The 22592-nt window shown below is 41.6% G+C and carries 17 protein-coding genes; 12 read left to right on the top strand and 5 right to left on the bottom strand.

The genetic code is table 11. The features are described from left to right. Window positions 1-5 precede the first annotated feature (5 nt). Window positions 6-818: an oxidoreductase gene (locus AAG807_RS13525; protein ID WP_341904879.1), complete on the bottom strand. Its 813-nt coding sequence runs from the start codon at window positions 816-818 to the stop codon at window positions 6-8. Window positions 819-1023: 205 nt separating this feature from the next. Between AAG807_RS13525 and AAG807_RS13520 the strand changes: the two genes are divergently transcribed. The 4 genes from AAG807_RS13520 (at window position 1024) to AAG807_RS13505 (ending at window position 10897) form a co-directional block, all read left to right on the top strand. After that, entirely contained in the window at window positions 1024-3132 is a 2109-nt protein-coding gene (locus AAG807_RS13520) for a PKD domain-containing protein (RefSeq protein WP_341904877.1), read from the top strand. A 94-nt stretch (window positions 3133-3226) separates the two neighbouring features. Further along, window positions 3227-7507, top strand: coding sequence for a T9SS type A sorting domain-containing protein (locus tag AAG807_RS13515; RefSeq protein WP_341904875.1), 4281 nt, complete (start codon window positions 3227-3229; stop codon window positions 7505-7507). A gap of 206 nt (window positions 7508-7713) precedes the next feature. Beyond that, window positions 7714-9417 carry a T9SS type A sorting domain-containing protein gene (locus AAG807_RS13510; RefSeq protein ID WP_341904873.1) on the top strand — a complete coding sequence of 568 codons (1704 nt, stop codon included), beginning with the start codon at window positions 7714-7716 and terminating at the stop codon, window positions 9415-9417. 142 nt (window positions 9418-9559) lie between these two features. Then, entirely contained in the window at window positions 9560-10897 is a 1338-nt protein-coding gene (locus tag AAG807_RS13505; RefSeq protein WP_341904870.1) for an amino acid permease, read from the top strand. 38 nt (window positions 10898-10935) lie between these two features. On the opposite strand, the gene AAG807_RS13500 is transcribed toward AAG807_RS13505, so the two are convergent. Beyond that, window positions 10936-11649, bottom strand: coding sequence for a DUF6629 family protein (locus AAG807_RS13500; protein WP_341904867.1), 714 nt, complete (start codon window positions 11647-11649; stop codon window positions 10936-10938). Between the two features lie 197 nt (window positions 11650-11846). On the opposite strand from AAG807_RS13500, the gene AAG807_RS13495 reads away from it, so the two are divergent. From AAG807_RS13495 to AAG807_RS13485, 3 genes are read left to right on the top strand one after another with little or no spacing between them, the layout of a single operon-like run. Next, complete coding sequence (locus AAG807_RS13495) at window positions 11847-12371, top strand: AAA family ATPase (protein ID WP_341904865.1); 525 nt, start codon at window positions 11847-11849, stop codon at window positions 12369-12371. Between the two features lie 48 nt (window positions 12372-12419). After that, the gene (locus tag AAG807_RS13490; RefSeq protein WP_341904863.1) at window positions 12420-13040 is read left to right on the top strand and encodes a class I SAM-dependent methyltransferase; all 621 of its coding nucleotides are present in this window, start codon (window positions 12420-12422) and stop codon (window positions 13038-13040) included. Between the two features lie 12 nt (window positions 13041-13052). Then, the gene (locus AAG807_RS13485) at window positions 13053-13451 is read left to right on the top strand and encodes a hypothetical protein (RefSeq protein ID WP_341904860.1); all 399 of its coding nucleotides are present in this window, start codon (window positions 13053-13055) and stop codon (window positions 13449-13451) included. A 28-nt stretch (window positions 13452-13479) separates the two neighbouring features. Here AAG807_RS13485 and AAG807_RS13480 read toward each other — a convergent pair whose 3' ends face one another. Then, window positions 13480-14316, bottom strand: a complete 837-nt coding sequence (locus AAG807_RS13480; protein ID WP_341904858.1) for an alpha/beta hydrolase — start codon at window positions 14314-14316, stop codon at window positions 13480-13482. Window positions 14317-14558: 242 nt separating this feature from the next. Between AAG807_RS13480 and AAG807_RS13475 the strand changes: the two genes are divergently transcribed. After that, window positions 14559-14870, top strand: a complete 312-nt coding sequence (locus AAG807_RS13475; RefSeq protein WP_341904855.1) for a hypothetical protein — start codon at window positions 14559-14561, stop codon at window positions 14868-14870. A gap of 6 nt (window positions 14871-14876) precedes the next feature. On the opposite strand, the gene AAG807_RS13470 is transcribed toward AAG807_RS13475, so the two are convergent. Beyond that, window positions 14877-15251 (bottom strand): hypothetical protein, encoded by a 375-nt coding sequence (locus AAG807_RS13470; RefSeq protein WP_341904852.1) that lies wholly within the window; start codon window positions 15249-15251, stop codon window positions 14877-14879. Window positions 15252-15764: 513 nt separating this feature from the next. On the opposite strand from AAG807_RS13470, the gene AAG807_RS13465 reads away from it, so the two are divergent. The 4 genes from AAG807_RS13465 (at window position 15765) to AAG807_RS13450 (ending at window position 21760) form a co-directional block, all read left to right on the top strand. Then, complete coding sequence (locus AAG807_RS13465) at window positions 15765-17633, top strand: T9SS type A sorting domain-containing protein (RefSeq protein ID WP_341904849.1); 1869 nt, start codon at window positions 15765-15767, stop codon at window positions 17631-17633. Window positions 17634-17893: 260 nt separating this feature from the next. Continuing rightward, the gene (locus tag AAG807_RS13460) at window positions 17894-19000 is read left to right on the top strand and encodes a VWA domain-containing protein (RefSeq protein WP_341904846.1); all 1107 of its coding nucleotides are present in this window, start codon (window positions 17894-17896) and stop codon (window positions 18998-19000) included. Between the two features lie 152 nt (window positions 19001-19152). Next, a complete protein-coding gene (locus AAG807_RS13455) occupies window positions 19153-20616 on the top strand; it encodes a magnesium chelatase (RefSeq protein ID WP_341904844.1) in 1464 nt (487 codons plus the stop codon). Between the two features lie 295 nt (window positions 20617-20911). Further along, a complete protein-coding gene (locus AAG807_RS13450; RefSeq protein ID WP_341904841.1) occupies window positions 20912-21760 on the top strand; it encodes an SH3 domain-containing protein in 849 nt (282 codons plus the stop codon). 76 nt (window positions 21761-21836) lie between these two features. Here AAG807_RS13450 and AAG807_RS13445 read toward each other — a convergent pair whose 3' ends face one another. Further along, entirely contained in the window at window positions 21837-22502 is a 666-nt protein-coding gene (locus AAG807_RS13445; protein WP_341904839.1) for a hypothetical protein, read from the bottom strand. Window positions 22503-22592: the final 90 nt, after the last annotated feature.

The raw sequence follows: 22592 nt of genomic DNA, 5'->3' as shown, positions 1-22592 counted from the left end.
CAGCATTATTTCATGCCCCTCATGAGCATTCTGTCAAATAGTTTATCGGACAGCATTCTCCGAAGAAACAACATTGGTTTTGCCATTTTACCTCCAATATAACGGGTTTTTGGATTTTTAGCCTCAATTCCTTTTTTAATCAGCTTTGAAATGACGATGGCTTCCGATGCGCTTTTTTCGACAGCAGCATACATCTTATCCAGACTTTTCGCCAGGTTCGCATAAGCTGTTTGTCCGGAAACCCGCATCAGGTCCTTCCCTCCTATTTCCACCATTTCCGATTTTGTTCCTCCCGGTTCGATGACAATCACATCAATCCCGAATTGCCTTACTTCATTCCGAAGACTGTCGCTCAATCCTTCAATGGCAAATTTACTTGCATGATACCAGGTTCCCATCGGCAAACCGACCTTTCCACCTATCGACGAAATATTCACGATCTTTCCATATCGGTTCTTACGCATCCCCGGCAATACCAATTGTATCAATCTGGCCGCAGCAAAGAGGTTTATTTCCAGTTGGTTTTTCGCTTCATCCATCGGGACATCTTCCAGGGCGCCATACGATCCCAATCCTGCACTGTTGATCAGAACATCCACCCTTCCCGATTCCTCCAGGATACGATTTACACAAGCGACAATACTCTCGTCCTTTGTAACATCCATGGTAATCGGTTTAATCCCGTAGGTTTCCAATTCCTTTAATTTTTCAGCTCTTCGCGCCGCACCGTATACCTGGTATCCATTTTGCGCAAGGTAAATGGCTGTTGCTTTTCCAATTCCCGAAGAAGCTCCTGTGATCAATACTGTCTTACTCATTTTTCGTTGTTACTGATTTAGAGCAAATGTAGTTCGGGTCAAATGGAACAAATTTGTCATTTGGCAAAAAGTGAAACAGGCGATTCATTTTCAAGAATCGGACTTTTAAACTGACTTGTCTAAAATTTGGAAAAATTTATCTTTTCCTCCAGGCAACGATTGCTCCCAATTATACGTTTCGAATAAGTAAAGAAGCGACCTTTCCATGAAATACAAATTACTGGTTATTTATTTTCTCGTTTTAGCATTGCCGGCTGTGGCTCAAAATCAGCACATGAATTGGCTCTTCGGATTTGGAAATAGTTTGAACTTCAGTACAGGAAACCCTGTTCCAGGTGGCAGCAATATGATGCTCTCGACTGAATCCTCCGCCTCTATAAACGATGCAAATGGAAACCTCTTATTTTACACAAATGGGATCGATGTATGGAGTGGAAATCACAATCCAATGCCCAACGGATCAGGACTAATGGGGAATGGAAGCTCTCAATGTATGATTATCCCTAAACCTGGAAATCCGGGCACATACTATATAATCACAACGGATGCTATTGAACACGCTTGTCTAAATGGACTGAGGTATTCTGAAGTAGACATGAACTTAAATGGTGGAAATGGAGATGTCACAACCTTTAAAAATGTTCTACTAAACGCATTTAACGGCGAATGGATTACCGCCGTGCGTCATGCAAATTGTGTCGACACCTGGATTATTACCCATGGAAAAGATGCAAACAGCTTTTTTCTTGCTTATCATGTCAGTGCTTCCGGAATCGACCCCGTCCCTGTATCAACGGACCTGGGCATTCCCGTTCAATCCAATATCATGGGAGTTGGTATTATGCGACCAAATCCGGATGGAACAAAAATCGCCATGAGCCAATCTTACAATGACGGAAAAATCAATCTGATCGATTTCGATAAAGCAAGTGGCATAGCAACTGGAATCAGTACTCTTTATTCGGGGGTTACTACAGGAAGTGCATTCGGCTTGGAGTTCTCACGAAGCGGGAATCGATTATACTCAAGTGAATGGGGCAATGCAACCGGAAGTATTTTTCAATATGACATGACAGCTCCGAATATTGCAGCTACCCGAATAAAAATCAGTACACCACTTTCATTTCCCGGAGAAATCGGACAACTTCAAATAGCTCCAAATGATCGAATCTACGTTAGTTACAACGCATGGCCCGCTGTAAATTTCATCGGAGTGATCACCAATCCGGAAGTATCCGGGTTAGCTTGTGGATTTGTGGAAAATGGAGTTGCATTAAATGGTACAGCCATGTACGGTCTTCCATGGTATTATAACCCGGATTATTTAATTCCATCTCCGTTAGAACTCGGTCCGGATCTCACGATCTGTTTAGATACCAACATGACCCTTTCAAACAGTTTATCCAATGTTCCCGGAGCCTCATACCTTTGGTCGGATGGCAGCACGGGCTCTACACTTCAAGTTTCCGAACCTGGGACATACTGGGTTCAGTACCAAGTAGAATCTTGCCTCACAACAACCGATACCATTACCATTTCAAACGATACAACTCAGATTAGTCACCTGGTTGGTGATACCTCAGGATGTACACCATTCACCATTCAATTAACCGGAATAAGCCCTTCAACTATTACAGAATGGATTTGGGATTTTGGAAATGGAAACAACATTCACACACAAAATGCCGAATTTACCTACACGGCACCGGGAACCTATCCGATCTCATTGATGGCAATTAGTGCCAACAACTGCTTGGTAAAAGATTCCGTGACGTTTCTTGCAGAAGCATTTCCCGTTACAACAGCCAATTTTTCCTACCTGCCAAACCGAATTGAACCATTCATACCCATCCAATTTACAGATCAATCTACCGGTAATGTTACTGACTGGTCATGGAAAGTAAACGATCAGCCCATTTCCACATCTCCTCAATGCACCTATACGATGGAAGATTATTTTCAGCCAGTAACCGTTTCACTAACTGTTACAAATTCGGATGGTTGCAGTGACGAAAAAAAGGTCATGATCTTTAAACCAACCGATCTTCTCTATGTTCCAAATACATTTACGCCTGATGGGAACGAATTGAACGCTGTTTTCAAACCTGTTGATTACCTGGGAATCGTGAAAGAATTCACTATTTACAACCGTTGGGGCGAACTAATTTGGTCAGGAACATCTGCCAGGGATGGATGGGATGGAACCATTAACGGAATGCAAGCCCCGACAGGAGTTTATAACTGGTTGATTACCATAGCAACCAACGATATCCTATCCAATCAAATTCAGGGGCATGTAAACCTCGTGCGCTGACATTTTATTATGGTCTACTCAGGTTCCGGGTATTTCCAAATCCTCTTTGGAAAAACCACTTCAATGGATTAATTTTGCAGTCAAATACTTTAGAATGAAACTCCTGCTATCCTATATTGCCTTGTTACTGGTATCCACTTGTGCACTTGCTCAGCCTGGAGCCAACGATCCCACATTTAACACATTCGATGATGGCGCTTATGGAGACGGAAGCGGTTTCAATAATACAGTATTCTCAACAGTTGTTCAGCCGGATGGGAAAATAATTGCAGGTGGGCATTTCACTTTATACAATGGAATTCCCAGAACCCGGATTGCACGGCTCAATGCCGACGGATCTTTGGATACGACATTCAATCCCGGAACCGGTTTTGATTGGATAGTTTATTCGGTCAGTCTTCAAACGGATGGAAAAATCATTGTGGGAGGAGAATTTGACTATTTCAATGGAGTTTCAAGAAGATCCATTGCGCGTTTGAATACCGATGGTAGTTTGGATTTAAGTTTCCATCCTGTCGGCGGTACTGTCAATTGTTGTGGTTTGAATAATGAAGTTCTTACAGTTGCAATTCAACCGGACGGAAAGATCATTGCGGGAGGGGCTTTTACTAATTTCGGCAACAATTATCAAGGTCATATCATCCGATTCAATACCAATGGATCAATGGATCCGACTTTCAATATCGGAACCGGTTTTAATGACTGGGTTCATGCCATCACCCTTCAACCGGACGGAAAAGTAGTTGTTACCGGATCGTTTACCTCATTCAATGGAACTAGTATAAACCGGATTGCACGCATCAATGCAAACGGAAGTCTGGATACCATTTTCAATCCAGGCACGGGGTTTAATAACTTAGGCACTGTACGTGCGCTTTCTCTTCAACCAGATGGAAAAATCATTGCCGGTGGAGGTTTTTCTCATTTCAACGGAACTCCACGGAACAAGATTGCACGCTTAAACTCTGATGGGAGTTTAGACACCAGTTTTGACCCCGGAACGGGTTTTAGTGGTAGCGGTGCGGTTACATCAATTATTCTCCAGCCGAATGGAAAGATTATGGTATCGGGAATTTTCTTCGTCTATAATGGAACAAGTCCAAGATACATTTTGCGTCTAAACACGGATGCAAGCGTGGATCCAACGTTTGTCACCGGAACTAGTTTTACGGGAACTATATATGAAACAGTTCGCCAACCTGACGGAAAATTCGTTTGTGTAGGAGATTTTGCAAGTTACAATGGGACACCCAGATCCAAAATAGCACGCCTCAATCCCGATGGTGATTTGGATTTCAGTTTCAATCCCGGAAGCGGTGCCAATAAACAGGTTGATGCAACTGCTATTCAACCCGATGGAAAAATAATTGTAGGTGGAAATTTCACCTTATTCAATGGAAATACCAAGAACCGCATTGCGCGTCTGAATGCCGATGGCAGTTTGGATGCAGGTTTTGATCCGGGAACAGGGTTCAATGGAGAAACGACAACACTTGCCGTTCAATCGGACGGAAAAATCATCGTCGGAGGAGCATTCACTACATTCAACGGAACAACAAGAAACCGGATTGTGCGCCTGAATACGGATGGCAGTATAGATGTCGGTTTCACCATCGGAACAGGTTTCACTGACACGGTTCGTTCGATTGTTATCCAGGCAGATGGGAAAGTCATTGTCGGAGGTAAGTTCACCAGTTTCAACGGAACGGCAAGAAACCGGATTGTGCGCCTGAATACGAACGGAACACTGGATGCAACTTTCAACCCAGGAACGGGATTCAATAATCCGGTAAGTTCACTTGCTGTTCAATCGGACGGGCAAATCATTGTCGGAGGAGATTTCACGAGTTTCAATGCAACTACAATCAACCGTTTGGCGCGTTTGAATACCAATGGGACTCTGGACCTGACTTTGAATCCGGGAAGTGGATTTAATCAGGAAGTAAGATCAACGGCTATTCAAGCAGATGGAAAGATCATTGCCGGAGGATTGTTCACCACATTTAACGGAACTGCGATCAACCGCATTGCACGTCTGAATTCAGATGGCAGCTCCGATTTATCATTTATCCCGGGAATGGGTTTTAATGATTCTGTATCGTCCATTGCAATCCAGGCAGACGGAAAAATCATTGTGGGAGGTAATTTCACCTCTTTCAATGGAACAGCAAGAAACCGGATCGTACGTTTGAATCCTGACGGTAGTCTGAATGCACTTTTCAATCCTGGAAGCGGATTTGTTAAACGCGTGAGGTCATTGTCCATTCAATCGGATGGAAAAGTCATTGTCGGAGGAGATTTCAGTTCTTTCAACGGAATTGCAAGAAACCGGATCGGAAGACTTCTGGCTAACTGTCCCGCAATTTCTTCCGGAATAACTACCACGGATATCAGTTGTTTTAACAGTTCGAATGGTGAAATCGATTTGACTCCAACCGGTGGATTCGCACCTTACACCTTCATCTGGAATGATGGATCTGTTGCAGAAGACAGAACCGGACTTGCAGCAGGAAGCTATTCAGTGATTATCAATGATGCAATCGGATGTTCCATCAATGTCAATACATTAGTAACAGAACCCGCTAGCCCATTTTCCACCGCGACTAACATTACGAATGTGAGCTGCTTTGGTGGTTCGAATGGTGAAATCGACTTGATTCCGAGCGGAGGAACTATTCCATATTCCTTTGATTGGGGTGGTGGAATCACTACTGAGGACCGGACGGGATTACCCGCTGGAACGTATGCTGTAACCATTACCGATGTGAATGGATGTGCAACAATAAGTGTAACGGTTACCCAACCTGCTTCTGCCCTTTCAGGTACAACTTCGGTTACACCTATCAGCTGCTATGGCGGTGCAAATGGTGGAATTGATTTAACACCAGCTGGAGGAACTGCTCCTTATTCATTTGATTGGGGAAGTGGTGTAACTGCAGAAGACAGAACAGGACTTTCTGTAGGAACCTATCCGGTTACAATAAGCGATGCGAACGGATGTTCAACCGTTCTTTCTCCTCTAGTGACTCAAGCAGCTCCAATCACCAATGCATTCGCTTCAACGGCTTGTTATTCGTATACATGGAATGCACAAAACTACACATCTTCCGGGTCGTATACTCAATCATTCACTGCAATTAATGGTTGTGATTCAACGGTTACTCTGAACCTGACAATCCATAATGCCACCGCAGGTTCACTCACACAAACAGCTTGTAACTCGTTCACCTTGAATGGTCAGACTTACACGACAAGCGGAATCTACACACAAAACCTAATGAATGCGGCAGGTTGTGATTCTACATTAACTCTGAACCTGACAATCAATCACCCGACAACCAGCTCTCTTATTGAAACTGCTTGTGATGCATTTACCCTAAATGGCCAAACATATTCAACAAGCGGAACATACATTCAGCACCTGACCAACGCGGCAGGTTGTGATTCTGCACTGACCCTGAACCTGACAATCATTCAAGCTACTACCAATACAATTACCGAAGCTGCCTGCTATTCATTTACCCTGAACGGTCAGACGTACACTGCGAGTGGGATATACACGCAACACCTCACGAATGCGGCAGGTTGTGATTCCACCTTGATCTTGAACCTGACAATCAACGGCACTACAACAAGTTCCCAGACTCAGACAGCTTGTAATTCATTTACGCTCAACGGTCAGACATATACTGCAAGTGGAACCTATATTCAGAACCTTGTGAATACCAACGGTTGTGATTCTGTATTGACTTTAAATCTAACAATCAATCACCCGACAACTAGTTCCATAACCCAAACAGCTTGTGATGCATTTACCTTGAACGGTCAAAACTACACGACAACCGGAATATACACGCAAAATCTGACGAATGCTGCCGGTTGTGATTCGACTTTGACGTTGAACCTGACGATTAATCATTCGCCAAACATGACAGCGGTTGATAATGGGAATGCTTCCATCACAGCTTCTCAGGCCAGTACCTATCAATGGATTGATTGTTCAACCGGAAATGCACTTGTTGGAGCCAATTCACAAACCTTTACAGCTTCCATCAACGGAATATATGCTGTGATTGGAACATCAACCGGTTGTTCGGATACGTCAAACTGCATAACGATTGACAATCTTGGATTGGGAGAGCAAAGCTTATTTGACCTGAGGCTTGCACCAAACCCGACACAAGATTTGATTGCGGTTCAATTCGAAGGAATGCATGCATGGCTTACTATTCGTGATGCACAAGGTAAACAGTTAGCTCGTCAGCATGTTGTTTCCGGAGAACAGATTTCACTAAAGAATTATGCAGACGGGGTCTACTTGTTTGAATTTCATACTACAAAAGGAATCGCGACAAGAAGGGTTGTTAAGAACTAAAAGTACTTTGAAGTTGAAAAAAGACAAGGTGGTTTGTCGCTATTTAGTTATAAAATGTAACTTTTTATCACACAAAATGAAATAATCTAACTTTCAGAATTTCTTCTGTGCTATAATCAACAGAAATCCAAAATTTAACGATTTCTTTTTTGACTCGTGACAGTAAATAGCTTAAATTCCTGTCTTTAACCATTATTCACGTTCTTATGAAGACAACACTATTCACAGTGGCGCTCTTGCTTGCGCCGTATTTTAGCAATTCTCAGCGAATTTTCGAAGCAACCAACGGAAGCTGGATCAATCCGAATTTATCCGTCGAAACTTTTCAGGATTTCGTCATTAGCGGCTATACGGAAATCAATCCGGCAACTGGCTTGTTAACACCCACTTTTAAGGTTTCCAATACTGTTGGAGCACCTTTGAACACCTATTACGTCGATTACTCGGATGCTGTTTATTTGATGGATTTTACAATCAGAGAGGCTACCGGCACCATTATTTTGACAGGAATGACTGCTGTTACAACCGCCGGAACACCTTATAAAATGATTGTGGCTGAAGTAGACTTCATGACAGGAGCACCGATACAAAGTTCTATTGAATATACTTTCAATGGAAATTCGATGGTTCCTCATCAAGTGATTTGCTCGGAAACAATGGCTCAGGTAACTGTAGTCGGAACGGAGATTGTGGGAACAGTCGATGCAAGTAATTATTCAACTATTCCGAAATTCGGTTTTGTACTCGGTTTGGATCTCAACAATTTCAACTCAATTATTTATCCTCCAATTGAGATGGATCTTCCGGCTACCAGTATATGGGATTACGATATGTTGGAAAACATCACAGAAGTCCCGGGCTCAGGCTACTTTATTTCCGGATCATGCAACCCTCCAGCTTCCGGCGAACAAAACCTCATCATAATGGGAACCGATTATGCAGGAAGTGTAACATTTTCCAATATTATCGACAATACCAATTCACGTTTTGCAGGATCTTCAGTGATGTATAATCCATTGCGAAATGTGGTCTATCTGTTAGCCAACAACAGCGTCATCCACCAATTCCAGGTAGCTATTTGCGATCCGCTTACAGGAGCTTTCCTATCTCCTTGGACCCGTCATCAAATGACCGCATATCCGATTGGTAGTGGTGTCGATCAAAATGGGTTCCGTTTACAACAATCCAGTGGTAACTTGATTGTTGTAGGTGGGTATTTAAGCGCTCCATCCGGAGCATTGCCGCAACAACTTACTCCTTTTCAAATCACCATGAGGGATAATTTGGCCTTTCTTGTTGCTAAGGTTTATCAATCAGGAAATAACTCCCCTTTATCTCCAAGCTATTTTGAAGAAAATGGTAATTCCGTTTTCATCAATACTCCTGATATGATTACTTACAATACTTACTCAAATCGCACTTATTTGGTTAATCAAAACACCAATAATGGTGGTTTTGACCTGAATGTATCTTCCCTTCTGAAGATTTCCAAGTGTGAAAAATCGATTCCGGTTACTACTACTACCACCAATCCTATTTTCGTTGGTACAGGAAACTTCAATCCGCTTGCAATGTATCCGGTGACGTATATGCCAACACCTGGACACCGTCCAATTCAAGAGACGATACTTTGTCAAAGTGTTGCTCCGGCAATTGCTGTGAATACTCCGGAAATCACATTGGCACCCAATCCGGCAAACGATTTCGTGAACATTACTTTGGATGAAGAAACGATTCAGAATGTGCTGGTATATGACCTGAAAGGTAACCTGGTACTTTCACAAAAAGGAAGTGAACGAACAGCGAATGCCATTACGATCGGAGTAGGCAAACTGGATCAGGGAGCCTATATCGTAGAAATCACCACGAAAGAAGGTACTATTCACCGCGAACGGTTTGTGAAGGAATAAGAGAAAGCACTGCTTTCGATGATTTTATCAGCCAAAGCTGATCGGCATTAAAACAGCTTCTGAAAGGGAGATGACGAAAGTTGTCTCCTTTTTTATGAGCCATTCGTAATTCACAATTCGGAATTCGTAATTTTGAATAACTATGTTGGAAAGACGATTAGGGCTTGGGCAAGCCACCGCAATAAACATGATCGATATGGTCGGTATCGGGCCATTCATTACCCTGCCGATGATCATTACGATGATGAACGGACCTTACTTTCTTTACGCCTGGCTTGCCGGAGCATTGTTGTCTTTCGTTGACGCAATGGTTTGGAGTGAACTCGGTGCAGCTTTTCCTAAAGCCGGAGGATCTTACAATTTTCTGAAAGAAGCATACGGTCCGAACAAAGCAGGCAGTTTGATGAGCTTTTTGTTCGTTTGGCAAACAATGATCCAGGCTCCTTTGGTGATTGCCTCCGCAGCCATCGGATTTTCCGCCTATTTTTCCTACCTCGTTCCTTTGGACCCAATTGCAACAAAAGCCGTCAGCGGAAGCGTTGTGATTCTGATAGTATTGTTGCTTTATCGGAAAATTGAAACTATCGGAAAAATCAGTGTCTTCCTTTGGGTAGGTGTGATCTTCACCATTCTATGGATTGTTGCCGGAGGAATTTCCCACGGGAATTTCTTAGGTCCGGTGAAACACATGAACGACGGATTGACCATAAACTATGCTTTCATTTCCGCAATGGGCTTTGCAAGTGTCAAAACCGTTTACAGCTATCTGGGATATTACAATGCCTGTCATTTGGGCGGAGAGATCAAGAATCCGACACGAAATATTCCCCGAAGCATGTTTCTTTCGATTGCAGGAATTTCGGTTCTCTACCTGGCAATGAATATCAGTGTTACGAGTGTTGTTCCGTGGAACGAAGCCAAAGACAGTGAGTTTGTCATCAGTCTGTTCATGGAACGCTTGGCGGGAAGTACAGCTGCGATTATTGTAACTTGCCTGATCCTTTGGGTAGCTTTTGCTTCCTTATTCTCTGCCACATTGGGTTATAGTCGGATTCCTTACGCAGCTGCGGCAGACGGAGCTTTTTTCAAGGTGTTCGCAAAATTACATCCGACCAAACATTTCCCACATATTTCCTTGTTATTTCTCGGTGGATTGGGATTCATTTTCAGTTTGCTGTTCCGACTCAGCGACGTGATCAGCGCGATTCTCGCCATGCGAATTCTCATCCAGTTTATCGGACAGGCGGTTGGATTGATTCTGCTTCACAAGGCACGCGGAAAACAGTCCTTTCCCTGGAAGATGCCCCTATTCCCTTTCCCTGTTTACCTTGCAATCATCCTTTGGGCAGGAATCCTGTTTTCCACAGGTTTAAAGATGATTTTGGCCGGTATTGGGGTAATCGCAGCGGGAACAATCGTCTATTTCATTAAGGCGCGGCGAAATGGGGAATGGCCTTTTGCTGAAGGAGAAACAGAATGAGAGGTTAAATCATCATTCTCATTCTCATTCTCTCTTTGTTACCTTTCGTATTTCTTAGCCAACTGGCTGAACTTCGAGGTTCGCTTTATTTCCCGCATGACAAAAAAGACTATTACACTTTGAACCGCTGCAAAAAAGCACCACACGGATACCAGGTAAGCTTCATAGAACACTTGCGTGACCACCAGAGAGACCACATTCACTACTGCTAAAGCAATTCCACTTCTCCAGCTGGAAAAGAAAGGAGCTATGACAATTGCGCCGACATATAAAACTCCCGTTACGATCTGCATGGTTTTAAATGCGCCGATCTCATATGAAATGTGACATCCGTCGATCTGTGCCAGTGAGGGGGAGAAAAAAAGACGGTAGCTAAGTATGAGCGAATCTGCAATTCCGGCAAAAAGAAAATAACGAATTATTTTCCGCCGTTTGGGATCCGGTTCAATCAACAGGAATGAAAGGGGAATGAAAAATGGCCAGATAACCTGTGCAAAAATTAGAAAAGAGTATTTTGCAAATAAATGCCACCCGACAAAATCCGGATTGGACAGGGAAAGCCAAACAAATCCTTCACAAAACTGTTGGATAGCGAAAAATAAAGGCATGGCGGCAAATACGAGGTGAACAGGTTTACGAACCTGACTAACGGAAGCTACTCCGACAACTGTTAAAGCTGCTCCCGCTATAAAACTTGCACTTGCTGAAAAACACATATCGATCACATTGCGTGGTTCATTATACGACCGCACAAACCACTGTTTATGCATCCCGACAATGAATAAAAGTAATGTACCAATAATCGGATGAAAAGATTCCTAACACAGACATTTTTTAACAATTAACCTTCCTTTGAACTCCAATCAAAAACGCATTCTATTCCTCACGCTCATTCTCATTCTGTTTCTCATTCTGTTTCTGTTTCTCATTCTGTATGTATCTTTACCCCATGAAAATTGCAATAACTGGTGCTCACCTGGTAGGAAAAACAACACTTGCTGAAAAACTTCACGAATCTTTGCGGGATTATATCCACATGCCCGAACCGTATTTGGAACTGGAAGAAAAGGGATACCTCTTTTCCGAAATGCCCACTGTGGAAGATTTTTCAATCCAGCTTGACCATGCAATTGAAAATAGTTCCATCGATGAGCCTGATGTAATTTTCGACAGATGTCCACTCGACCTGCTTGCTTACGTCTATGTGATCGGTGGTTCGGAAGCTTCCAAGAATTTCTACATGAAGGTCCGGGAAGCGATGACTGAAATAGATCTATTCGTATTGGTTCCCATTGAAACCCCGGATTTGATCGGTTGCCCGGAGAATGAATTTCCCGACCTCCGAAAAAAGGTGAACGACCTGCTGGAAGAATGGATGGAAGATTTTGATGTGGAAACAATTACCGTAACCGGAACTTTAGCCGAACGGGAAAACCAGGTGTTGCGCAGATTTTTGGAATTGGAAGGAGAATAAGCTGTTTCAGGAATTAAACCTTTTTAGTTCACCATAATCCTAGAATCAATGAGCAATTTAGAAGACAATAAGCCCGAATTCTGGGAATCAAACTTCAAAGAAAAACAGGAAATGTGGGGTTTTGAACCTGCGAATTCCGCCGTTTGGACAAAGGACTTTTTCATCCGACATTCGATAAAGGACATCCTTATTCCCGGAATTGGTTATGGGCGAAATGCCAAGATATTCCAGGATAATGGAATGACTGTCACAGGAATTGAGATTTCAGAAACTGCCATAGCTTTGGCAAGAAAACACTTCGGAACGGAGATGACCATTCATCACGGTTCTGTCACGGAAATGCCCTTTGATGAAAAACAATACGCTGGAATATTCTGCTATGCCTTGATTCATTTATTGGATACAAGTGAACGAAAGAAACTCATCCGCGATTGCTACAATCAATTGAACGAAAACGGCTGGATGGTTTTTACGGCTATTTCGAAAACAGCTCCCAGTTATGGAAACGGCAAAGAGATCGGTAAAGATCGTTTCGAGCAATTCGGAGGTGTGAATATCTTCTTTTACGATGAAGATTCAATCCGGGAAGAATTCAGGGAATTTGGATTGATGGAGATTATTGAAATTGAAGAAAATCTCCCGATGTTTTTGATCGTTTGTCGAAAGTAGTTATACTTGCTTATGCATAAATTATTCCTGACCCTCATAATCGCAATATTTGGCTGTGTTTCTTGTGATACACAAACGGAAAATCTTCCTGACAGTAAATCTCTGGACAAAATTACCGATGCAAATTCAAGTTTGCTTTATGATTGGAATGAAGAATCTGCAAAAAACGAAAAAAGTATACCAAACGAAGAGGATTTGGATATTAAAGTCAATCGTAAAGTTTCCTTTTCTTTTAAAGGGAAGAAGTATATTCTTTATCCTTTTTTCAAAAAGACCGCACACAACAAACAAATACTATTTCTCCATTTCCTCCTGACCGAAAGCACTTTAGACTTGAATAAACTGAAAGACATTTCTTTTAAAGACTTAAAGATCATTGATTCAAACAAAGCTTACTATTATTACAATTAAAATCAGCTTTGGTCCAAGTCGCAGAAAATCATTTAAACCTCACCTCTTCTCCCTTAAAAGGTTGTGAAATCCACTCCATTACAATGGAATTAAACAGGCGCGGATTCAAGGTCGCCATCTTGTGCACTTCTCCCGGAGAAATACTCAGGTTTGCTAATGGAATATTTTTGTAGATCCACAAAGTATGCTCTTCCCTGATTAGATCGCGGTCGCAAGACATGACCAAAACAGGAATCCTGATTTTTTGCAGATCTTCAGCTGTAATGTGGGGTTGAAATTCCATCATGCGGTATTTCTGCTGTTCGAGTTTCCAGTTTTTTGTGGTATCGCCTTTTGCCAGCATCTGATCTGCTTTTACGCGTTCCAAATGGATTTCCTCTACGGATTTCGGGAACAACCCATCCGGCTCGGCATTTGCACCGTAAGCCACCAATTGCTTCATGGATTTCGGATGATGAATCGCCATTAGTAATCCAATGATGCCACCATCGCTTTTTCCAATAACCGTTACTTTCTCGAGCTTCAATTCTGTAAGTAATTTTGCTAAATCGTTCGCTTGCTGCAGGTATGTCAGTGAATCATCCCCCAATTCGGAATTTCCACGACCACGACAATCTACCGCAATGACCTGGTATTTCCTGGAAAAATGAGAGATCTGTGACGACCAGCCTTTGATTCCCGTTCCATTCCCATGAATCAATAGGATCGGTTCACCTTTTCCATAAATTTCATAGTACAGTTTCACTCCGTTGATCTTCATAAACTTACCCACTGTTTTATTTGAACCATAAAGAACATCCTCCTTCTGGGAAAGGGCACTAAAAGACGTGAGTATTAAAAGAGAAAGAAAAATGAACTGTTTCATGTCAATGTGAATTTGAGTAAGAATCCGCCATAGCAGACCCGATAAAAGTAGTAAATTGTATTTTCAATTCCACTTTCTAACTAGTTTAGTCTTTATGCACGCGGCAAAACAAATCATTCTGAAACAGCGGAAAGCGGACGAATTGATGAAATCACTGATTGAAGAAGCGGGGAAATTGATAAAATAAGCATCGGTATTGTGGAATCTATGTCATTCAGACATCTCTATGCAAAACAATGCTTATGAAATCCATTTTATATTCCGTCTTATTCTTGCTTACAGCAACCAATTCGATTGCCCAAACCTCCGTTTCCGATACGACTATTCATATTAGAGGAGGAGCCGATTATTATTACATTGACGGATGCAAAATCCTTGGATCCAGTTCTCTTACCGGAACAATTGTGAAGGACGCAACAGTAATTACCGGAGGTCTTCCGGTCAATTATGGGGACATAAACAGTAGTATCATTCAAGTAAATGCAACTCCTGTTCCGACAATTCCAAGAAAAGCTATAGTTTCCGACAAAGAACAAAAGTTGGCGACGGAGTGAAGCGAATCATTTTTTTGATTGTTTTACCTGTTTTCCATTCTTAAGATAAAGAACAACCAATGCCTTGGATCCATTGGAAACAATAATCCGCTCCCTGCCTTTGGCATCTAAGCCACCATTGAAGATGCAAAGTTCATTCTCCTGTTTGTTTTGAAGATAGGTCCGAATATCTTTCTCCCAGATTACCTTTCCCATGTCTTTCACTTGAAGCAAGTGCTGCGATTTGTAAAGTGTGCATTCATACATGCATTTACGTTGAAAAGGTATTCGCATCATAACGGTGTCCTGGCAACAATCACAGCCAAAAAAGGCCTTATACGTTTTGGGCGGAACGCTGTCATTCTTTTGTGAGAACGAATAGTTGGACAACAGCATAAGCATAACTAGAAAAGGGGATTTCATAAACCAAAAACGGTGATTTCGGCAACTTATTCTATTCAGAAGAGTTCAAAATTAGCTCCGATTCAATATCTTCGTAATCTAAACATCTTGCGAAAACATTAAAATTTATATCCTGATAGCTACCTGAACGTAATTATCATCGTCTCTCAATGATCCTCATTTCAATTGTCATAGCGCTAGTATCCCTGCTTTGTCCTTTCCTGATCTTTTTGGATTATCACAAGCGTAATAACATTCACCTTGCGATCATGTATGTCCTTGTATTTTTCGGAAGTCTTTTCCTCCTTTCGCGTATCATTTATCATTACGGGATGTTTTTGGCAGCTCTTGCCCCATTTTTCATCTTGACCATCTGCATCATCAAAAAAAAACGTTGAAAAAACAGCTAATTAGCATGTTCAGGGGAAACCCCCATTTTTCTTTTTTAAAGCAGAAACACACCCGCTCCTCTTTAAAAACGCTACCTTTGCACCGAATTTTAAATCACTATTGATGAAAAAAAGACTACACACACCAATTCTTGCGTTAACACTTCTTTTAGGTTTCAAAGCTTATGCACAACCCTGTGCCGTTATTCTAAGCTCCACAGATTCACTGATCTGCTCCGGAGACGGAATAACACTTAATGCGCTTGCTAACGGACCGGATGTTCAGCTTATTGCTTCCAATGCATCGGGAAATAACCACCGTGGGAACATGTTTGATATCGTTGCAACAAATGCAGTAACCATCTTGTCATTTGATGCTTCTCCAATGGGAAATACCACGATCGAAATCTATTACAAGGTCGGTACATGGAACGGGTTTGCTAATACTCCTTCAGCATGGACATTCATCGGCTCAGCACCTGTGACGTATACAGGCGGATTCGTAGCCGTTCCTGTAGATGTAAATATCACTATTCCTGCAGGTCAAACGTATTCCTTTTATGTAACATCGAACAATTCTGTTGTTAGTTTGAACTATTCCAATGGAACTAACGTGGGCAATGTTTACAGCAGTGATGCAAATATCACCTTCCTGGAAGGTGGTGGTATGGAATACCCGTTTACACAAAATACAGGCGCTGTTTACCAGCCACGTATCTGGAACGGGAATATTCATTATACCCTTGCAAACCAACCAGGAACTACCATTACCTGGGGTACCGGAGAAACAACAACTTCTATTCCGGCAGCACCAACTTCTACAACAACTTACACGGTATCTGCAACTGTTGCCGGGTGTCCCTCAACATTATTTGACACACTTGACGTAACTGTTTCCATTCCTGTGGTAACAGCAAATGGTACACTGGAAGTTTGTATACCAAATGACATACTACTTTACGGTGAAGGTGCCGAAAGTTATACCTGGGACAATAGCGTAACAGACAGTGTTGCATTCGAAGGGATCGCTACAGCAACTTATGTAGTAACCGGTACCGATTCAGCAGGTTGTACTGACACTGATACGGTAACCGTTACCGTAAATCCTCTTCCAAACGTCAATGCGGGCGCAGATTTCAGCGTATGTGAAGGAAACGATATCACATTAGCTGGACAAGGTGCAGATACTTACATCTGGAATAACGGGGTAACTGATAATGTGCCGTTTGAACCAACAAGTACAGTTACATACATCGTAACCGGAACGGATACGAACGGATGCGTTAAGAACGATACAGTCACCGTGACATTCAACACCAACCCAATCGTTTCCGCAGGACCTGATCTGGATCTTTGCCAGGGAGTGCCACATATCTTTTTAGGAAGTGGTGCACAAACGTATAGCTGGAACAACGGGGTAATTAACGGAACACCAATCGCTCCTCTAAACACAACATACTCAGTCACGGGAATAGACGCCAATGGGTGTTCAGCGAGTGATCAAATGACCGTTACCGTTCACAATGTCATGTCTTCGATCTTCTCATCGGGAGGAACGCTAACTGCAGGGACGCTAGTGGACATGACTGCTCAATGGGTAAATTGTTCGGATATGTCTATCATTCCAGGTGAAACAGATGTTGTATTCAATCCGGAACTAAACGGTAGCTATGCGATTATCGTTCAGGATAATGTTTACGGTTGTATAGATACTTCAAACTGTGTATCGGTAGACTTTACAGGTATCGAGGAAATGGCAGCTTCAGAATTAACTGTCTATCCAGTCCCAACAAACGGTAAGCTTACCATCGCTTCAACCAATGCGGTAATTGAACGTCTGGAGTTAATCGACCTGCTTGGAAAAGTTTTGGAAACAACTGAGCCAAATGCACTTCAAACAGAACTTGACCTTTCTGCGTATGAGTCCAATACGTTCTTCCTGCGTGTTTATCGCAGTGGGCAGATGGCCTTGCTAAAAGTGGTGAAGAATTGATAAAAACAAACTTCCTGATTGACAGTTCATTTTAAGTTGTCAATTTACGTTTAAACCTCAGTGGACTATGTTTACTGAGGTTTTTTTGTATACCTATGATTGAGGTTTGGTTTTAACGAATTTTAAATCTTCAAATCTTTCCGCAACCGGATTTATTCGCTTAACTTTATTCGTTCAAAAATACAGGCTTCATCCAATAACAATTTGACCGAACATTTCATTCAACTAACGGTCAATCAATAACTAAAACAAACAACACCATGCGCAAAGGATTTGTATTCACTCCCTATTCCGCTCCGGAGCAATCACCTTTTGATCGGCTCTTCGAGATTTTCAAGGAATTGATCACACACACTTCAGGAGATTTTGACGAAGCCATTGATTGGTTGCGTGTTCTTGACAAGGAATACGAACTCACTACTCCTGATTACACCATTGATGACTTCGTGGAAGAACTCCGCAAGAAAAATTACATCCGGGACAAAACGGGAGACGAAGGAAGCGGAACAGCTATTACAGCTAAAACAGAACGTGCCATTCGTCAGCATGCCCTGGAACAAATTTTCGGGAACCTGAAAAAAAGTGGTGTAGGAAATCACCGGACCAAACACAGTGGAAACGGAGACGAACAAACGGGTGATTACCGCCAATTCAACTTCGGAGACGGACTGGAAAAAATTTCCATGACAGAAAGCTTGCGAAATGCCCAGATTAACAATGGAATGGGTGAATTTCAATTGCACGAACGCGATCTGGTCGTCGAAGAAAGTTTCTATAAAGCACAAATGAGCACCGTTTTAATGATCGACATCAGTCACAGCATGATCTTGTACGGAGAAGACCGAATCACTCCTGCCAAAAAAGTGGCTATGGCTCTTGCTGAACTGATAAAAACGCGTTATCCCAAGGATACACTTGACATTTTGGTGTTCGGGGACGATGCCTGGGCTATCGAAGCAAAGGAACTTCCTTACTTACAGGTTGGACCTTATCACACCAATACGGTTGCAGGTTTGGAATTGGCTATGGACCTACTCCGTAGAAAACGCAATACCAATAAGCAAATCTTCATGATCACGGATGGAAAGCCCAGCTGCGTCATTGAACCGGATGGTTCGTATTACATGAACTCCAATGGGTTGGACAAATACATCGTCGACAAATGTTACACCACAGCACAACAGGCGCGGAAATTACATATTCCGATCACTACATTCATGATTGCACAGGATCCGTATTTACAGCAATTCATCCAGCAATTTACAGCTGCGAATCAGGGAAAAGCATTCTACACCGGAATTCAGGGATTGGGACAAATGATCTTTGAAGATTACCAAACAAACCGGATTAAGCGAATTAGAGGATAAAAAGGCATTTCGACTACGCTCAATGACCTTTTTAAATATTCCGGTGACTGAATACTTGCGCTGACCGCATGTTGCCAAAGCTTTAGCGGAGGAACAAGCTACAGCAAAGTCGAAGGCACCATTGAAAAAATAAACAGACACAAACAAATCGTATGAAAAAAATCAACACACTAGGCGAATTAAAGGCCTCAGGATATCAGACAAAAAGCGTTAAGGAAGAATTGCGTTCGAACTTAATGGAAGCACTAAAATCAGGAAAACAGCCTTTTGAAGGAATCCATGGATATGAAAACACGGTGATTCCTGAATTGGAACGGGCTATCCTGGCCAAACACAATATCAATTTACTGGGATTACGCGGTCAGGCGAAAACCAGATTGGCTCGTTTGATGGTCAATTTGTTGGACGAATGGATGCCGATCATTCAAGGTTCAGAAGTGAATGACGATCCTTTGAGTCCGCTTTCCCGTTATGCGAAAGACCTGATTGCCGAAAAAGGAGATGCAACACCGATTGCCTGGGTTCACCGCGACGATCGTTTTGCAGAAAAATTGGCTACTCCCGATGTGACCATTGCCGATTTGATCGGAGATGTGGATCCAATCAAGGCAGCTAATATGAAACTGTCTTACGCAGACGAACGCGTGATTCACTTTGGAATGATCCCACGTGCAAATCGCTGCATTTTTGTAATCAATGAGTTACCCGACCTGCAAGCGCGCATTCAGGTTGCCTTATTCAATATCCTGCAGGAAGGCGATATTCAGATCCGCGGATTCCAATTGCGTTTCCCATTGGATATTCAATTTGTATTTACAGCAAACCCGGAAGATTATACCAATCGCGGAAGTATTGTAACACCTTTGAAAGACCGGATCGGTTCCCAAATCCTGACACATTACCCGGAAACAATCCGGATTGCACGAACGATCACCGAACAGGAAGCAAAATTGGAAGGTGACCAAAAAGAGAATATCTCCGTTCCAAGTCTGGCAATGGACCTGATTGAACAAATCGGTTTCGAAGCCCGTAACAGCGAATACATCGATGTAAAAAGTGGTGTGAGTGCCCGTATGAGCATTTCAGCTTTTGAAAACCTGGTAAGCGCTGCCGAATTGCGTGGTTTGAAAAGTAAGAACCCCAAAACCAGTGTTCGTTTGGCGGATTTTGCCGGAATTATTCCTGCACTGACAGGAAAAATGGAATTGGTTTACGAAGGCGAGCAGGAAGGAAGCACTTATGTTGCTGAACAATTGATCGGCAGAGCCGTAAAGACCTTGTTTGAAAGTTACTTCCCGAAAGTGGAGAAACTGGAAAAACCCGGAGAAAGTGGTCCTTACCAGGCAATTGTAGATTGGTTCTTCGAACAGGATGAATTTGTGCTTTCTGAAGAGGCAGACGATCAAACCTATCATGCACAATTGGATTCCATCGCACCTTTGGAAGCGTTGATCCAGAAATACCAACCCAAAGTGATTCGAAGTGAGAAGCATTTCCTGAAAGAATTCGTTTTATGGGGATTGGTTGAAAGTAATAAATTGAGTAAATCGGAACTTGAGAACGGAACCACTTTCAGCGACCAGTTCAGTTCGTATGTAAGAGGTGGTTTGAACTAAATCTGTTATTGGTGAAAAAAAGAATCATCATTACCATTGGTATAAGCATTTTACTAGTCGTCGGAGTGATTTATTATTTCACTCATTATTTTCATTTCCCCATGTGTTAGATCAACCATGTTGGATTTAAAACCAGAAGAGCGCATCTCAATTGAAATGCGCTCTTTTTATGTCAGGAAAATGAATTCAATTTTAAATGTTTGTTTTATAACACAAACACGAATAAACTTAAATATTTAAACGTTATTAAAAATAAATTATTAAATTCAAATCGAATCCATTAAACTTTTAGCTTATGAGAACCCTATTCTTTTTAATCGCAATTTGTATTCCTTTTTTGTTTTCAGCCCAAGTTCATGTTAAAGGATACTATAGAAGTAATGGAACATATGTACAACCACATACTCGATCAAGTCCAAATTCCACTAAAACTGATAATTATAGCTACAACAATAATTACAATTCAACTTATATATCCCCTACAACTGCCAAAACTAATACAGGAAACTATATCTCAAAAAGCTCAACAGATGTTTGGGTAGATGGATATTATAGGAAAAATGGAACTTATGTTCAGGGATATTGGAGAACTGCTCCAAATGAAACAGAGAAAGATAATTTCAGTTATTCTGGTAATATAAATCCCTATACTGGAAAATTAGCCTACGGTGATAAAGTCAACGTAAATGCCTCAGAGCTCAATTTACGTACAGAAGCATCTGTATCTGATAATGTAATTATGACATTAGATAATAACTCTCCATTAACTGTAATAGAAGAAATTAATAACGAATGGGTTAAAGTCCAATATTCTTATTACGATGCATCGAACTATTACAACACAAAAACTGGTTATGTAGCAAAAAGATATATCACAACGAATGACAACTCCAACTCTTCAGTTTTTTTGTCTTCACCAACCTATTTATCTTTAAACTATGTAATTGCTGACTTATTAAATGTTAGAGACAATCCCTCTATAACAGCTAATGTTATTACAACTATTGATAGATTTACTTTCGTTTACATCATAGAATATGTAAATAATGATTGGGCCAAAATTAAGGTAGAGGTTGCGAATACTAGCGGGATTGGAAAAAAAACTCTTATTGGTTATGTAGCAAAAGAATATTTAAGTCTTTAAGATCTTGAAAATCGAAATACTAAAAAAAGGGAATCCGATTTGGATTCCCTTTTTTTAGTTGTGTTATTTCCGACTATTATTTTTCAGCCAACTTGATTGTTGTAGTTCCTTTAGTTGAGCTAGTTCCTCCACCAGTAGAAGTGTTGCTGTTGCTAATCTCAGATTCCAATGCCAATTCTTTACCTTTGGATTCAGTAACTGTGTAAATCATTACGTTCTCACCAGTCAAGTAAGTATCCGTACTTGCACTTGTTTGAGATGATCCGTTATAAGTGTAAACCTGAGTATATGTTTCAGACAAAGTATTGAATAATACGCGCTCATTCTTTTTGAAATCGTCACCCTTTGTTTTTCCAACAAAAGCCCATGTTCCGCTTGTAACTGTTTTCATGTTTGTAGTTGCAGTCGTACCCAAAATACTCTGAGTAGAAGTGATGTCTCTTGTCGAAGTCCATGTACCATCTTTATCGATAGTCATTTCGTTTGCATTCACTGTACCTGATTGAGTAGTTGTTTGTGAAGATCCACCACTTGTTTGCACGGTTGTCATTGTAGCTGTAGACTCTGTCATGGACGTTGTAGAAACAGTTTGGTCACCGTTAGAATCAGTATCCGTTTCTGTTGAGTTGAACTCAGTTACTTTCCACTCATTAGCCATTTTACCTTTGCTTGATTTAGCACAAGAAGAGATAGAAACTGCCAATAAAGCAACACTTAGGGTAGAATAAATAATCTTTTTCATCTTTATTTAAGTTATAAATTAGTTGGCGCAAATGTAGGACAATTCTAATCGCATCCGAGTATTTAACGAAATGATAACCTATTGAAAATG

The organism is Fluviicola taffensis DSM 16823 (assembly GCF_943372375.1).
GTDB classification, from domain to species: domain Bacteria; phylum Bacteroidota; class Bacteroidia; order Flavobacteriales_D; family Crocinitomicaceae; genus Fluviicola; species Fluviicola taffensis_A.
This window is presented reverse-complemented; position numbering and strand designations above follow the sequence as displayed.